Origin of the sequence: Virgibacillus sp. LDC1, assembly GCF_025792345.1 — a bacterium.
In the GTDB taxonomy this organism is placed as follows: Bacteria; Bacillota; Bacilli; order Paenibacillales; family Paenibacillaceae; genus Paenibacillus_AQ; species Paenibacillus_AQ lautus.
The window spans coordinates 3,544,469-3,560,081 of the sequence record NZ_JAOXLZ010000001.1; the positions used below are offsets into that span (position 1 = coordinate 3,544,469).

The following is a 15,613-nucleotide window of genomic DNA, read 5'->3' on the forward strand; positions in this document are numbered from 1 at the left end:
TGAAGGAAAACGCTAACTCCTGTCAAATACGGTAGGATATATCGAGGTTTTCATGTCATTATATCGAAAGATAAGGAGCGCGATAAACTTTTTATGCTGAAACAAAAGAACAAGCTTATGAATTCAGTCTCACTGGCCGTCATGGTTATTGCCGGCATCGTACATCTGCTCGCCCGGAAATTTCATCTGTTTGATCACACCATGCATGCACATGGCATGCTCACATCATCCGAGATGGAGAGTCAGTTCGGCCCTACATTGTATATGCTGCTTGCCCTCCCTATTGTTCTACTGGCAATAACTTTGGCCATCTATGCAAGACGTTCGGATCATCCGATGATTCCGTACTTCCACACGCTCATCCTTACGCTTGGAAGCGTTTCGATGATTGCCGGCGCAGGCGGTCACGTCGAATTTCACTTTTCCATCTTTATGGTTGTTGCTGCATTATCCTATTATAAAGATATAAGACTTATCATATTGATGACGGCTATATTTGCCATACACCATTTGCTTGGCTATCTGGTCATTCCTGAACTTGTGTTCGGAACAACCAGTTACTCGCTCACCATGCTTCTCATACATGCCTTATTCCTGATCTTCACATCGGCAGCAACCAGCTGGCAAATTCTCAGCACACTGAAGATCGAAGCATTATTAAAAGAGGAGCAGCATCAACAGCGTGCCGCGATCATTGAGGAGATCACATCGAAATTGTCGCAGACCTCCCTCCAATTGAATGACACGGCGCTGCAGCTAAGCAGTCAATCAGGGCACAGCACAGAGATCAGCAAGCATCTTGGCGGAGTTGTTCAACAAGTAGCCGCCGGAGCACATCATCAGTTACATGTTATGAAAGCGAATACCGCCGCCATTGGCGATATTGCCGTAGGAATCCGGCATGTGGCAGCTTCGGCAACAGAAGCCGCAGCTGCATCCGAAGAATCCGCCAGACAAGCAGAGTTCGGCAGTCATATGATCGGTAATATCGTATCCGAGATCAGGAATACCGGTCAATCCGTCACTAGATCGCAAGAGGCGGTAAATACGTTAAACCACCATATTGCCCGGATCGGACATATATTGCAGGTGGTTCAAAGTATTGCAAGCCAGACGAATTTGCTGGCATTAAACGCTTCCATCGAGTCGGCAAGAGCCGGCGAGGCCGGTAGAGGGTTCGCGATTGTAGCGGGTGAAATCCGCAAGCTCGCCGAGCAATCCTCCGCCTCCGTTGAGGAAATCACGGAGCTGATCCGGACTATACATAGAGAAACCGCCGATCTGTTAGGCAGCATCGGCCAAGTGGACCACAACATGAACACCGGGCTGCAGGTTGTAGATCAGGCGAAGGCTTCATTCGAAGTAATCTATCATGCCGTAAAGCAGGTAGCGCTCCAAATGCAAGAAATCTCCGCATCCACACAGCAGTTAAATACGGGTTCCGACCAAATGAATCAGTCCATTCAAGAAATGACCCAGTTTACAAGTGAAACGGCGGAGCATACTCATGAAATCGTCGAAGCGTTCCGGGGACATTTTGAATCCATTAAGCAAGTCTCGGATGCAGCCGACATCATGACCAAGCTGGTTGCCGATTTAAATCTTATTATAGAACGTTTGAAGGAGTGAAAGTGGGGAGTCCTGCATTCTCCATAACCATAAAATGGGACAGTCGCTTGGACTGTCCCTTAAGCACTTCGCGCTTTCTGGATGCTCTAAATATTCACCTTATAACCCAGAGCTAATTCATCCCCGGGCAAACCCCGGATTCCCCAGTTATGCTGCGGTGTTTCAAATATCGTAATCTCCACATCCTGCGGTGCGATATGCAGCGTATTCTGAATCCGTTCGAATAACAATCGAATCAGATGTTTCTTGGCTTCCACAGCACGACCTTCAAATACGCTGATCTCGATCACGGTGTAGCGATCCGTTCTGCCGTCAGGGAAGTGGAAATCCTCCCCGTTCATGGGAAAAAACCGATGGAATTTCTTATCCGCCGGAAGTTCAAACGCTTCGACCACGCATGCGTGTATCACTTCCGATAATTGCTCCTTGACTGGGTCCAACCGATCCCGGACGCCGTAAATTTTGATCTGCGCCATGCTCTGCTCATCTCCTCTATACTCATCTAGCTCAGGCTATGTTATCTAATATTTCTATTCGATTCGAGCAGTATAAAAACCTTCTTGTATGGTCCTACTCCCCGGTCTGGAACTGCTTCTTTGCCCACTCCACATAGGATGGATGGTTACGGATCAATTCCTCATGCGTCCCGCTTCCCGTAATTTGTCCTTTTTCAAGCACAATGATCTGGTCCGCCTCGACGACGGTCGATAACCGGTGCGCGATGACCACAGTCGTACGCTCGACCATCAGATTGTTCAGCGCCTTCTGCACTTCATGCTCGGAGTCGCTGTCCAGGCTTGCCGTCGCTTCATCCAGAAGCAGGATGTCCGGCTTCCGAAGCAGCGCCCTTGCAATCGCCACCCGTTGACGCTGACCTCCGGATAACTGGATGCCTCGCTCCCCAACCTCCGTGTCATATCCTCTCGGCAAGGCCTCAATAAATCCTTCGGCATAGGCCAATTTCGCCGCTTCGGCAATTTCCTCGTCGGAGACCGGCTCCTCCCGTCCATAGACGATATTGTCCCGGATCGTTCCGGTCATCAGCGGGCTGTCCTGGGACACATATCCTAGCTTTCGCCGCCAGGACTCCAAAGTATAATCACGGATCGCTTCCGAGCCAAAGTAAATTTCCCCGCCGGATGGCGTGTAGAACCGCTCAATCAAGGAAAACACGGTGGTTTTGCCGCTGCCGCTGGGTCCTACCAGCGCGGTGACCTTCTTGGCAGGTATCGAAAAGGATACCTCGGACAGAATGGTCTCGCCTTCATGGTAAGCAAACGTCACCTCTTTAAATGCAACGTCCCGATGCCCTTCCGGTGCAGTACGCACCGCACGATCGTCGCTCTCCGGCTCATATTCGAGGATAAGCCGCAATCTCTCGGTTGCCGCCATCACCTTCTGGAGCTGGGAATAGAACGTGGCAAACTGGCTGAAAGGAAACATGATCTGGAACAGCAGCAGGATAAACGATACCAGCTCGCCTGCGCTAAGCGCGCCGGAAGAGACGCGAACGCCGCCGTATCCGATGATGACCACCAGCAGCACAACCATGACCATCGACATCAACGGAATCAGGACCGAGTTGATCCTGGCTTCCTTCATGCCAAAACGATACAGGCTGTCCATATCCTCGTACCCGCTTTTCTCCTCCCTCCGTTCTGCGTTGGAGGCTTTCACCAGGCGGATCTCGCCGATCACCTGGGTCAGCATGGCGGACAGCTGGGCCAGCTGTCCATACATACTGATGGAGATTTTGTACATTTTTCCGCCGATGGGCATTAATATGCCGAACCCGACCGGAACGGCAATCAGGATAATGAGGGTCATCCGCCAATCCAAGTAAAACAATATGGCAACCGCCCCCAAAACGGTCAATAGATTCGAACAAAAAGCGATCAGATGATCCGTGATCAGCGTCTTTACTTCATTCGTGTCGTTGGTCACACGGCTCATCGTCTCGGCCGAGCGATGCTTGTCGAAGAACGGAACCGGCAAGGCTAGCACCTTCGTCCAGAGCCGTTTCCGAATTTTGTTCACCGTCTGGTTCCCGACATAGGCAAGCATATAATACGAAAGTCCGCTGGCCACGGCTTCCAGCAGGAAGAGGACGGCCAGAAAGCCGACCATGCGAATATTAAACGCATCTGCGGCAAAATTATCGATGAGCTGGCCGGTGATGAGCGGGACGATAAGTCCCGTCACCGCCCCGACCAAACTTAATACGATCGCCAGAAAGAGCACCAGCTTCGGAATGCCCGAAGAACGCAGCAGCTTGATAAAATATCGAACCGTGGTTTTTGTTACCTTGCCTTTCTCATCTACGGCTTGCTCCATACAAACTTCCTCCCTTCTCGTTCAACCCGTCACATATAGATTTCTTTGATAAAGCGGCCGGTAAACGAGGCTTCCACTGCAGCCACTTCTTCGGGCGTTCCTGTCGCCACCAGGGATCCACCGGCTGCTCCCCCGCCAGGCCCGATATCGATGATCCAATCGGAATTCCAGATCAAATCCAGATTGTGTTCAACCAAAATCACAGTGTTCCCCGCGTCCACCAAGCGGTTCAACAGAACGAGCAGCTGCCGGACATCTCCCGGGTGAAGCCCGGTTGAAGGTTCATCCAGCAAATACAGCGTGTGATTCTTCGTTTTTTTGCTCAGTTCCTTGGCCAATTTAATCCGCTGCCCCTCACCGCCGGATAAAGTACTCACCGATTGCCCCCACTTCAAATACCCCAGTCCGACATCGCAGAGCAGTTGGGTCAATTCCATGATTTTCGGTCGATCCTCCAGAATCGACAGACTTTCCTCAATGGTCATATCCAAAATGTCGGAGATGGTGTAACCGTTATAGGTCACGCGCAGAACCTCTTCCTTAAACCGCTTGCCCTTGCAATCCGGACAACGTACTTCCAGCTCCGGAAGGAAGTGCATATGCACGGACACGACGCCAAGGCCTTGGCATGTCTCGCATCGCCCACCTTGCGTGTTAAAGGAAAAGTGCTTGGCCGTCAATTGACTTTCCTTGGCTTCCGGCAAGCTGGCGTACCAGTTTCTGATATGGGTGTAAACATCGGTATACGTAGCAATGTTGGAGCGCTGCATTCGGGATACCGGTGATTGGTCAACCGTAATCAGCTGCCCTACCGATTCCCAACCTGTGATGGCCTTGCAGCCGATTGGAGTTGATTGATCACTTCCGGATTCCGCCAGAAGATCAAACAAAAGTGTGGATTTACCAGATCCCGATACGCCTGTCACCGATATGAGACAGCCGAGCGGGAAAGACGTCGTGATATGTTTCAGATTTCTTAAATGTGCATCCTTGATCGTCAGCAGGCTTCCGTTTCCAGCCCTGCGCCGACTCGGTGCCGTGAGCATCGTGTTATCCCGGAAGTAGGATCCGGTCACGGACTGGGGATTATGGATCAATTCCTCCAGCGTTCCTTGACCGACAACCGTACCGCCCATCGTTCCCGCACCCGGTCCGATATCAATGATATGGTCAGCGGCCCGCATCACTTCTTCGTCATGCTCGATGACGAGCACCGTGTTGCCCAAATCTCTCAGTTGTTTCAGAACCTGGATGAGTCCCCTGGTATCTTTGGGATGCAGTCCCGTTGTCGGTTCGTCCAAAATGTAAAGTACCCCCGTGAGGCCTGATCCCAGAATCGATGCGAGCCGAAGCCTCTGGGCTTCTCCGCCTGACATGGTGACGACCTGCCTCTCCATGGACATGTAACCCAATCCGACATCCATAATACGTTGTAGTCTGACGACGGAATCATGAATGAGCGGTTCCACAATCATTAATTGGTCCGCCGTCAGCTTCTTCAGCAGTGCCTCCATCCAGTTCAAGGCTTCCCCGATCGACCAGGCGTTGACTTCGTTAATGGAGACGCCCTCTATCCGGACGCGGCGGCTGTCCTCCTTGAGCTTCGTTCCGTGGCAGTCCGGACAGACATGCTCATGAAACAGGGAGGCTTCCCCGGACTCGCTCCCCTTCTCCCGGTACCTTCTCCATATTCCGGTAACTACACCCTCGTACTTGCCTTGTCCTACGGACTTCGGCGGCTTCATCTCAGGAAAATGCCGGCTGAACTGCTCGCTCTCAACGCCGAAATACAGGAGATCACGCTGAACCTCGTCATAATCCCGAAGCGGCATGAACTCATCGAATGCGAACCCGTAATACTTGGCTGCCGCTTTCAGAATGCTGGTGTTATAAACGGTAAGAGCGCTGTACCACGTTGCCACCCCGCCGTCTCTTAGGCTTAATTCCGGACGGAACACGGCACCCATGTTCAGACTCACCGTTTGACCGAGTCCGCTGCATGTTACGCATGCGCCTTCCGGCTTGTTAAAGGAAAAATGCGACATCGTCAATTTTTCGAGACCATGGCCGCATCGCCTACAATGAACCGTCTCGTGGGAATCGCTGATCTCTTCCTCATCCGCAAGTCCGTGATAGGCTTCTCCATCCACATGAGGTATCACCGTATCGCCACAGGACGGACAGGTACGTTCACCAAGCTTGGCAAACAGAATTCGAAGCAGCGTGTAGATATCCGTCACCGTTCCGATGGTGGATCTTGGATTCCGGTTCGTAATGTGCTGTCCCACGCTGATCGACGGGGAAAGTCCTTCAATCGAATCCACCTTCGGCTTGCTGACCGAGTCCGACACCATGCCCATGGATTCCATGTACTGCCGCTGGCACTCCCGCTGCAGTGTATCCATTGCGAGCGTCGACTTCCCGGAGCCGGACGGCCCTGTCATGACAACCAGTTTGTACTTCGGGATTTCAAGCGAAACATTCTTTAGGTTGTTCTCCCGGGCACCGCGAATCTTAATCGTTCCTTCCATTTCCAAACCTCCTAAAGTGTTGTGGAGCTGAGCTTCATTGAGAACCTTCACCATAAAACATGCTTCGAATACTCTTTCATTTTGGAACCTTAGCTCCAATACTTCATTTTACAAACCCATCTTACAACATTGATGCAAGTACAAAATCCCAAACATAAAAAGGTTGATCTATCGCCGCTTTCGATATCAAAAGCCGTCACGGAGCTTTAAGGTTTATGTATAATGTTTGGTGCCGTTTCATTTGTGTAAACACAGCATTGACTATATAATGGGCTACAAATAAGTACTTATCGTACGTTCTGAGGAGAGCGGTACCTATGCCGAAAAAAATCGCACCCGAATTTTATTTTATTGGCAACCATCCCGTACTGGATTTCGTCAATACCAAGATCGCTGTCAACGGTCAACCGCTGGATTTGCTGGATACATTCGATTCTTTACTGGATTGGATGGTGAAGGCGAACCTGCTGTCGGTGGTGGAACGCAACCTGCGCAAGGCGGTATATAACGGCAACGAGGAGGAAGCCGGAATCGTGGAAGCCGCCAGATTGCTACGCGACCACCTCTATCATCTGATTCAGCCGGGCAGTGTGAACGAGAGTTCAACAGAAGCTAGCCTGCAGTATGTCAATGGGCTGCTGAAGGAGCAAATCCTTCGCACAACGCTTGTGGCGGAAGGGAACGCGTACAGCCGCAAAAGCCGGATGCTTTTTCGCAAGCCACTGGATCTGTTGACCCCGGTTGCCGCATCTGCCGTTGATTTTTTAACCACCCATGACCTGAAATTGGTGAAAAAATGCGAAAATCCGGCGTGTGTGCTTCGCTTTTACGACAATAGCAAAAATAGCACAAGGCGCTGGTGCAGCCCCAAAACATGCGGGAACCGCATGAAGGTCGCTGCCTATCTGGAGCGTCAGAAACAGCAGCAAACGAAGGAATCTTAGATAAATCATCTAAGATTCCTTTTTTAATACTCAAAACAACACTTTACAGGTTAATAATTAGGATATATAATACCCTTAAATCATTTATGATGGTTAATAAAATCACAGGGGGTGCTTTTTTCTTATCATTCCGACCAGTCAAAAGGATCTACATAGCAAACGCATCATAAAAAATCGTAGGTTATTCAAGGAGGCGTTTATCGAGTGGAACACAAAATCCAGTACCGCACGGCTCAAATCGAAGGTTTGGATATTTTTTACCGTGAGGCGGGGGCTCCCGGCTCGCCTGTTGTCCTGCTGCTGCATGGTTTCCCGACTTCCAGCCATATGTATCGTCAATTGATTCCGGCCCTTGCCGATCAGTACCACGTGATTGCACCGGATTATCCTGGTTTTGGTTACAGCAGTGCGCCTGACCATGATCAGTTCCGGTACAGCTTTGACCATTTCAGTCAGCTCATCGAGGAATTGCTCGCCCAATTAAATATCAAGAGCTTCTACATCTACCTTATGGACTATGGTGCACCCGTCGGGTTCCGGATTGCGGCGCGACAACCCGAGCGAATCCGAGGCCTGATCATTCAGAACGGGAACGCCTACGATGAGGGGCTCGAAGAATTCTGGAATCCTATTAAAGCTTACTGGGAAGATCCCGCGAACCCGGATAAACGCGAGGCCCTGCGCTGGTTAACCAGCATCGAGGCAACGAAGTGGCAATATACTCATGGCGTCCATGATACCTCCCTTATTAGCCCGGACACCTACACGCTGGATCAAGCGCTGCTGGACCGCCCCGGCAACCAGGATATCCAACTGGATTTGTTCTTGGATTACGGATCAAATCCTCCGTTGTACCCGGCTTGGCAGCAGTATTTCCGGGATGCGCAGCCACCAACGCTTATTGTATGGGGACAAGGTGACCACATCTTCCCTGAGAACGGGGCCCATCCGTATTTGCGTGATCTGCCCGAAGCCGAGCTTCACATCCTGAAGGATGCCGGGCATTTTGCGTTGGAGTCACATGGACCGGAAATCATCCAATACATTCGCGCATTTTTGGAACGACAATCATCATGACATAAATCAAGACGAGGATCCGCCATTTTCCCGGCAGGCTTTTCATTGAGCCATGCTTCATGATACAATCCCCCAGAAAAAAGGATTCAGGCAGATCCGCATGTGGCAAGGGGGACCATCATGGGTATCAGACCGATTGATATCGCCAAGAAACTGGGGGTTACCACAAGTGCGCTCAAGCACTATGAAAAATGGGGAATTGTCCCTCCTGCGAAGCGTGCTCCGAACGGTTACCGGATATATACCGAGGAGCATGCCGCTTACTTTGAATGCATCAGAGCCATGTTTCCCGGTTTCGGCGTAGACGTTACAAAGCAAGTGATGATCAAACTGCAGGAGAACGAGCTCGATGAAGCGCTGTGGATCGTAAGCGAGGTCCAGGCCAATCTGCAGCAGGATAAAATCCTCGCGGAGCGGACCATCCGCATTCTGGAAACCGAGCAGCTTGACGTTGTCGATGCCCGTGGCCGGAAAAGAGAGTTGACTATCGGGGAGGTTGCGGCAGAGACCGGCGTTCCTACCTCGGCCATCCGCCACTGGGAGAAGGAAGGCGTCCTTAATCTGCCCCGGGATCAGGATAACGGCTACCGAAAGTTCGATGGCGCGCAGATCCGGCAGATCATGATCATTCGGATTCTTCGCTCGGCTAATTACCCGCTGGAAGTCATCAAAGATGTACTGCATGAACTCGAGCATCATCAAGTTCATAATGCCAGACGGGTGCTCAAGGACACGCTTGTATACCTCAACTACCGCAACCATAACCAAATACGCGGCGTGCACTATCTATATCAGCTGTGCCAAGTATTGAAGTTAATGTAAGCCCCATTTCCAATTCGCGCTATGGTCTACACATACAAAAAAAACAAACACGAAAGCTCCGTCCGTGTTTGTTTTTTTGTATATTTATTGATCCTTGATAACCTTATGTACTAGAGGGATTTGAAGAGTTTCCCCCGATTATTCCAAGAGATTAGCTCGTTATGGAGTCTGGCATGTTCTTAACTGTCATGTGCCGTTTGTGGATTAACTTTGATGGAACCGACGGAGGTAGTCAGGGATATTTTCGCTCCGCCGCCGTTTACATCGCTCTGCCCCCGGCTTGCGCCTGTAATCTGTCCCAACTCGGTTTGCGTATCCAGCGTATATTTCATGGACGGCGCAAACGTAGCCGTGATGCTGCCTGCCGATGTGGTGGCCGTCAGCGTGCTGTCCTTATCGATCTGCTCTAGATCCAGCTTCACGCTGCCCGCTTCGGATACGATCTTGGAATTGCCCGTGATTTCGGTTTTACCGAGCCAAATTTCCCCGGCTCCCAACTGAAGTTCAAAAGCTCCCTTCAATTCGTTCAGCCGAATCTTTCCAACATCATTCTTGATGCGGATATGGTGCAGGTCTTCCGGTACTTCGATCACATAATCAATCATGAATCCGGAATCGCCAAATTGCTTCTGCGACCAATCCCATAGACTCTTGCTGGAGTCCTCCCTAGGGTGCGTTCTTAATTCCAGCGTACCGTCGTTGAGCGTAAAAGAAGTGGCCGCCTGCTCCGTAACTTGGGTACGAATATTGTCATTCTTGAAGAAGCTTTCGTTAAACCATACGGTGGTTTTTACTTTGATCTCATTACCGGGTACAGCGATGAGCTCAATATTGCCTACGGCATGGTCGATGGCCAGTCCCTCGGCTGCTCCCGCTTCCTGAGCCGTCGTCAACTCGAACTCTTTCCCTTCCCGCTTTACTTGATCACTGATAGCCAGCGCTGAATCGCCGGCAATATTTCCGACTTGCGCTAGTTTATCAAGCTCCTGATTTAATGCTTCCTCCGCATTATTGGCGGCATCGCATCCCACCAGTACGGCAAATATCAACAGCGATGAGATTTTCACTGCCATCATACTCTGTTTTCTCATAAAAACCTCCACGTCCATTCCTCTTTATGTATATGTCCATTATATCGTGAAGGAAAAAGTTAACACGCTGCCACGGACAAGTTTCTTCCTGGACCTTAGTCTGGGACGCCCCCTCCGTCTTTTGTATGACGCTGCGCGTACGAATCATTCCTCCAACATCATGCGCGGTTCTCATGGCTGGTCTATTCGCAGCACGACCTTCCCCCGAACATGGCCGGACTCCACGATACGATGCGCTTCTGCCGCTTCGCTCAGCGAAAACGTCCGGGACACATGGATCTTCAGTTCCCCTTGTTCATATAATTGAACCAGTTCGGCCAATCGATCCTTGGATCGCTGACTGCGGATCGCGCGAACGCCCAATTCCTCTACCCGATCGAAGGCTACAATCGTGCCGATGCGGCTCCGGTCGCCGACAAGCTCCACCGAAGCCCGCAGCGCTTCTTCCCCGGCGGCATCCAGCGCTGCACTCACTCCCTCGGGGGCTGCAGCCTTGACCCGGTCTACAAGACCTGGGCGATAAACAACAGGAACAGCACCCAGTGAACGAAGATAATCATGATTTCGCTCGCTTGCCGTTCCGATGACCCGGGCTCCCCAGGCATGAGCAATTTGGACGGCAAAAGAACCGACGCCACCCGCTGCCGCATGAATCAAAACCGTATCCCCGTGACCGACCCCTAACGTCCCAAGTGCCGTATGAGCGGTTTGTCCCGATGCGGTCAAGACACCGGCTTCTTCCCAAGGCATGGAATCCGGTTTGCGTACCACTTGATCTGTGCTGACCACCACATACTCAGCGTAGCAGGCGAGTACAGACCAGCCAATGACGTCCTCTCCAACCACAAAGCCGGTGACTCCCTCACCTACCTGATCTATCGTTCCGGCGAACTCGTTACCGAGGATTTGCGGCATCCGCAATGTCACGCCGGGCGGCGCCCAGCCGCTCCCCCTGATTCCGCAGTCGGCCGGCTGTACGCCAGCTGTCTTGACGCTAACTCTTACCTGACCGCTACCGGCCTGAGGATCTTCAAATTCCAAGACACGCAGGACATCCGGCGGTCCAATCGTACGAAACGCAGCGGCTCTCATATCGATCATCCTTTCATGAATCCCTTGATCTTCTTTCTGAGATCATTCTATAATCATCGATAGATAATAAAAAATACAAAATTGTCTATGTATATATATACTGGAGTATATAAGCAAGGGCGGTGGACCGTAATGGAAATGTTACAGCTGAAGTATTTTGTAACCGTAGCAAGACTTGAACATATGACCAAAGCCGCAGAGGAGCTCCATATTGCTCAGCCGGCGCTCAGCAAGACCATTTCCAGACTCGAAGAGGATCTCGGCGCTCCGTTATTTGAACGCCAAGGCCGGCAAATCCGTCTCAATCCGTATGGCAAAGCATTTTTGGCAAAAGCCAAAGCAGCGCTGCAGCTGCTGGAAGAAGGACGGCGGGAAGTCGAGGATCTGGCGGGACTGGAGCATGGGCGCATTCATATGGCCCTATCCAACATGGAGCAGCTCCGTGAGCCTTTAAGATTGTTTCTAAGCAAACATCCGAAAGTCAACTTTCATATCATCCAGTCTTCGATGGAGGATATGGTTCAGACCATTGAACATAATGAGGTTGATTTCTTTCTCACTTCCATGCCCATCCGGCACCCGGATATACGCAGTTTGCCTTTGCTCGTCGAAGAGGTGTTCTTAGCCGTTCCCCCTACCCACCGCTTAGCCGGAAAAAATCAAATTCACTTAAGCGAGGCTGCAGGAGAATCTTTTGTCGGTTATAAAGAAGGCCATCCGTATCAGAAGATGAATAATGAGTTTTGCAAACAAGCCGGTTTTCAGCCGAAGATCGTCTGCGAGGTGGAGGATCCCGGAACCATAGCCGATTTGGTCCGTTCCGGATTTGGCGTGGCTTTAATCGGTGAATGCAGAAGCGGCGAGGAATTAAAGCTGACGAAGCTAAGCATTCAGGAGCCTCTGACCCGCCGCATATTCCAAATTGCATGGCTGGAATCCAGGTACTTGTCCAAGGCCGCGATTTCGTTCCGTGATTTCCTTGTGGAGTATTACGCGGAACCACGGTAAGGGGTCACAAGGGATCCTCCCGCAAGATCTTAGATCTTGCGGGAGGACCCCTGCTTGCTGTTAGAAGACACTCCGTGTACGAATCGTTCCTACCATCGCAGTTGCCCCCACATTTCTTGGAATGGTTCTGGGTAAAGACGAACTGTGGGGGTAATGGCGAACACTGACGCTTGTCCGGAATCCTTTTGTCCTCTCCGCTACGCCGGGCAGATTTCTTACTTTTTTAGACGCAAAGAAGCCGTTTTTCTGTAAAATGGAGGTGCTATCCAAACCATTAATGGATTTGGAGGAAAATATCTCTCGTCAAAGACAGAAATGGCGGTACAGGGCTGACCTCCCTGGAACCGCCATTCCTTTATTTTTTGTTGTTTTTTCATCCACTGAGCCGTCTCATCGAGTAAGCAGACTTACTAATGGGACGGCCCCTTAGCAACAGGATTGCCAATCAAATCCTATACTCGAATTCCATCATGCCCGTCTCTAATCGTCATTTTATTCAAGCCAACTTGCTACCGCATTTTAACGTCATCGCCATATTGCGCACTGTACGCTCCATATTGGCGGCGGCTTGTCTTATCGCATCGTCCAGGCTGCATACGCCGGGCACGATCGTGAACACCATATCGATGCCATGCTCAAGCACCGCTTCATGCCCGTCCGCAAGCGAGCCCGCGATGCCGATGACCGGCACTCCGTACCGCTTGGCCGTCTTGGCCACGCCCATCGGCGTTTTGCCGTAAATCGTCTGTCCGTCGATGCGGCCTTCTCCCGTAATGACGAGATCCGCATCCTTCACATGCGAAGCCAGCCCCGTCGCTTCGATAACAATATCCACGCCCCGCTTCAACTCAGCGGCCAAAAAAGCGAGCATACCTGCGCCAAGCCCTCCGGCTGCGCCAGCGCCGGGAATCTGGGCCACGTCGCGGCCCAAGCATGCTTGAATCATCGCCGCATAATGGGCGAGATTGCCGTCAAGCTGCTGTACCATGGCCGGATCGGCGCCTTTTTGGGGGCCAAATACGGCCGAGGCGCCGCGCTCTCCGGTCAGCGGGTTATCCACATCGCACGCGGCCACGAAGGCAACCTGCTTCAGCCGCGGATCGGCTCCGCCCGTATCGATGCGGGCAATGCGATGCAGCTCTCCGCCGCCATGGCCAATTTCCGAGCCATGAGCGTCAAGCAGCCGCACCCCGATCGCCTGCGCCATGCCGGCGCCGCCGTCGTTCGTGGCGCTGCCGCCCAAGCCGAGAATAATCGTGCTGACGCCTTCGTTCAGCGCCGACGTAATCAGCTCGCCGGTGCCCCGCGTCGTCGTCGCGAGCGGATTGCGCTGCTCCGGCGGCACAAGCGCTAGTCCCGAGGCGGCCGCCATTTCGATAATCGCGGTCTTTCCGTCACCAAGTATGCCGTAGAACGCGGTCACGGGGGTGCCAAGCGGTCCCGTCACTTCGCGGTGAACCAATCGCCCACCTGTCGCATCCACCAAAGACTGCACCGTGCCCTCCCCGCCGTCAGCCATCGGTACATTTACGATATCCGCTTCGGGATATACGGCGCGCATTCCCTTCTCTATGGCATGACATGCCTCTAATGCGGATAAACTCTCTTTAAATGAGTCTGGAGCAATTACAACCTTCATTCTCTCCACTCCCTCTCCATCAGTCTTAACCAACTGCCTGAACCATCATTTTGCCGCAGATTACAAGAACCAGCCGAACACGCCGAACACCAGTGTCGATACGGCGGCCAGAACGAGACCGATTGCGGTCTCATACGGAATAAGACGCAGCCGCTCCTTCATCGCCATATTGACGCTTCCGCCCGTTGCGTGGAAGAAGCTGCCGTGCGGCATATGGTCAAAGACGGTCGCCCCGGCGTGAATCATCGCCGCAGCCCCCAGGGAAGCAACGCCAAGCCCCATAATCGTCGAGCCGAACACCGAGCTGGCAACCGCGGTACCGGCTGTTGTCGAAGCGGTGGCCAAGGACATGAACGCGCCGCTGATCGGCGCAAGCAAGTAAGCCGGCAAGCCGGCAAGCCGGAGGTGGCTAGACTGTCGATGATGACATTCTTCAATTGCGAATTCGATATAATGCCTGCCAACGTCCCCGTGCCGAGCAGCATGATAGCCACGCCCGACATTTTGCCCAAGCCCGATACCGCAAATTGATTGATCTGCTTGATGCGGCCCATGCACAAGGCGCCAACGAGGCCGCCGACCGGCAGTGCGATAACCGGATCGATGACGATGCCGGCCAGCGGGCGCAGTGCCAACAGCACAATCGCCGTGATCGGAGCCATCATCGCCGCCAGGAAGCTCGGAAGCTGCTGAGCGCCGTCGTCTACGCTTTCCTGGCCCGTGATCTTCGTTCCCTTTTTGGACAGGCGCTTCGCGATCAGATAAGTGGCAAAAAGCCCAAGGACAGCCGGTATGATTCCTGCCATCATCATCGATGTCAGTGGAATATTGAATGCCTCTGCCGCCGAGATGGCGTTCGGATTCGGCGACATAATGTTGCCGGCCTTCCCACCGCCGATCATGGCAAGCAATATCGCCATGCGGGACAAGTCGGCGCGCTGCGCAATCGCGATCGCAATCGGTGCCACCGTAATGACCGCGACGTCGATAAATACGCCGACCGCCGTCAGTACCATCGTCGCGAACGCCAGCGCAAACAGCGCACGCGTCTCGCCGACCTTACGGACCAACGTTTCGGCAATCGTCTTCGCGCCGCCCGATTCAATCAGGACGCCGGCAAGCACGCCGGCTGCCAGGATGCGCAGCACGGCCGGAATCATGCCCTTCGCGCCCTCCATCATCAAATTCACCGAATCAACCAGCCCGATTCCGCCGACGACCCCCCCGGCAAGTGCCCCAATCATCATGCCATAGGCCGGAGGGACTTTACGCAATATAAGCACAATCGCCACAACCAATGCCGTCAAAGCACCAAGTACAGTTACAGATACGTCCATAGTCAAGACCCCCTAATGTGTTGTCTCCATTCGTTATACTATGACTGTACCTGTAATGTGAAAGCGCTTCATCATGCATAAAAATGAAATAAAGCGCTTTATAGAACAT

11 protein-coding genes and 1 pseudogene are annotated in these 15,613 nt (G+C 52.3%); 5 read left to right on the forward strand and 7 right to left on the reverse strand.

What is annotated here, in order from left to right; all coding sequences use genetic code 11:
- The first annotated feature begins 93 nt into the window (after positions 1-93).
- The gene (locus OHJ21_RS15965; protein ID WP_486020512.1) at positions 94-1,629 is read left to right on the forward strand and encodes a methyl-accepting chemotaxis protein; all 1,536 of its coding nucleotides are present in this window, start codon (positions 94-96) and stop codon (positions 1,627-1,629) included.
- An 86-nt stretch (positions 1,630-1,715) separates the two neighbouring features.
- Here the strand turns inward: OHJ21_RS15965 and OHJ21_RS15970 are convergent, their stop codons facing one another.
- From OHJ21_RS15970 to uvrA, 3 genes are all read right to left on the reverse strand, one after another.
- Positions 1,716-2,105, reverse strand: a complete 390-nt coding sequence (locus OHJ21_RS15970) for a tautomerase family protein (protein ID WP_486020513.1) — start codon at positions 2,103-2,105, stop codon at positions 1,716-1,718.
- Positions 2,106-2,199: 94 nt separating this feature from the next.
- Positions 2,200-3,963 carry an ABC transporter ATP-binding protein gene (locus OHJ21_RS15975; RefSeq protein WP_100538565.1) on the reverse strand — a complete coding sequence of 588 codons (1,764 nt, stop codon included), beginning with the start codon at positions 3,961-3,963 and terminating at the stop codon, positions 2,200-2,202.
- 29 nt (positions 3,964-3,992) lie between these two features.
- The gene (gene uvrA, locus OHJ21_RS15980; protein WP_486020514.1) at positions 3,993-6,494 is read right to left on the reverse strand and encodes an excinuclease ABC subunit UvrA; all 2,502 of its coding nucleotides are present in this window, start codon (positions 6,492-6,494) and stop codon (positions 3,993-3,995) included.
- A 317-nt stretch (positions 6,495-6,811) separates the two neighbouring features.
- Between uvrA and OHJ21_RS15985 the strand changes: the two genes are divergently transcribed.
- The 3 genes from OHJ21_RS15985 (at position 6,812) to OHJ21_RS15995 (ending at position 9,337) form a co-directional block, all read left to right on the forward strand.
- The gene (locus tag OHJ21_RS15985) at positions 6,812-7,438 is read left to right on the forward strand and encodes a CGNR zinc finger domain-containing protein (RefSeq protein WP_100538567.1); all 627 of its coding nucleotides are present in this window, start codon (positions 6,812-6,814) and stop codon (positions 7,436-7,438) included.
- A 204-nt stretch (positions 7,439-7,642) separates the two neighbouring features.
- Entirely contained in the window at positions 7,643-8,515 is an 873-nt protein-coding gene (locus OHJ21_RS15990; protein WP_100538568.1) for an alpha/beta fold hydrolase, read from the forward strand.
- A gap of 120 nt (positions 8,516-8,635) precedes the next feature.
- Positions 8,636-9,337: a MerR family transcriptional regulator gene (locus OHJ21_RS15995; protein WP_326113775.1), complete on the forward strand. Its 702-nt coding sequence runs from the start codon at positions 8,636-8,638 to the stop codon at positions 9,335-9,337.
- Between the two features lie 179 nt (positions 9,338-9,516).
- Here OHJ21_RS15995 and OHJ21_RS16000 read toward each other — a convergent pair whose 3' ends face one another.
- Together OHJ21_RS16000 and OHJ21_RS16005 are read right to left on the reverse strand one after the other, a co-directional pair.
- Positions 9,517-10,428, reverse strand: coding sequence for a DUF4097 family beta strand repeat-containing protein (locus OHJ21_RS16000; protein WP_486020517.1), 912 nt, complete (start codon positions 10,426-10,428; stop codon positions 9,517-9,519).
- Positions 10,429-10,599: 171 nt separating this feature from the next.
- Entirely contained in the window at positions 10,600-11,520 is a 921-nt protein-coding gene (locus OHJ21_RS16005) for an NADP-dependent oxidoreductase (protein ID WP_486020518.1), read from the reverse strand.
- A gap of 132 nt (positions 11,521-11,652) precedes the next feature.
- On the opposite strand from OHJ21_RS16005, the gene OHJ21_RS16010 reads away from it, so the two are divergent.
- The gene (locus OHJ21_RS16010) at positions 11,653-12,528 is read left to right on the forward strand and encodes a LysR family transcriptional regulator (RefSeq protein ID WP_486020519.1); all 876 of its coding nucleotides are present in this window, start codon (positions 11,653-11,655) and stop codon (positions 12,526-12,528) included.
- Positions 12,529-13,024: 496 nt separating this feature from the next.
- Here the strand turns inward: OHJ21_RS16010 and OHJ21_RS16015 are convergent, their stop codons facing one another.
- Entirely contained in the window at positions 13,025-14,167 is a 1,143-nt protein-coding gene (locus tag OHJ21_RS16015) for a glycerate kinase (RefSeq protein ID WP_326114687.1), read from the reverse strand.
- 60 nt (positions 14,168-14,227) lie between these two features.
- A pseudogene (locus OHJ21_RS16020) lies at positions 14,228-15,504 on the reverse strand (GntP family permease).
- Positions 15,505-15,613: the final 109 nt, after the last annotated feature.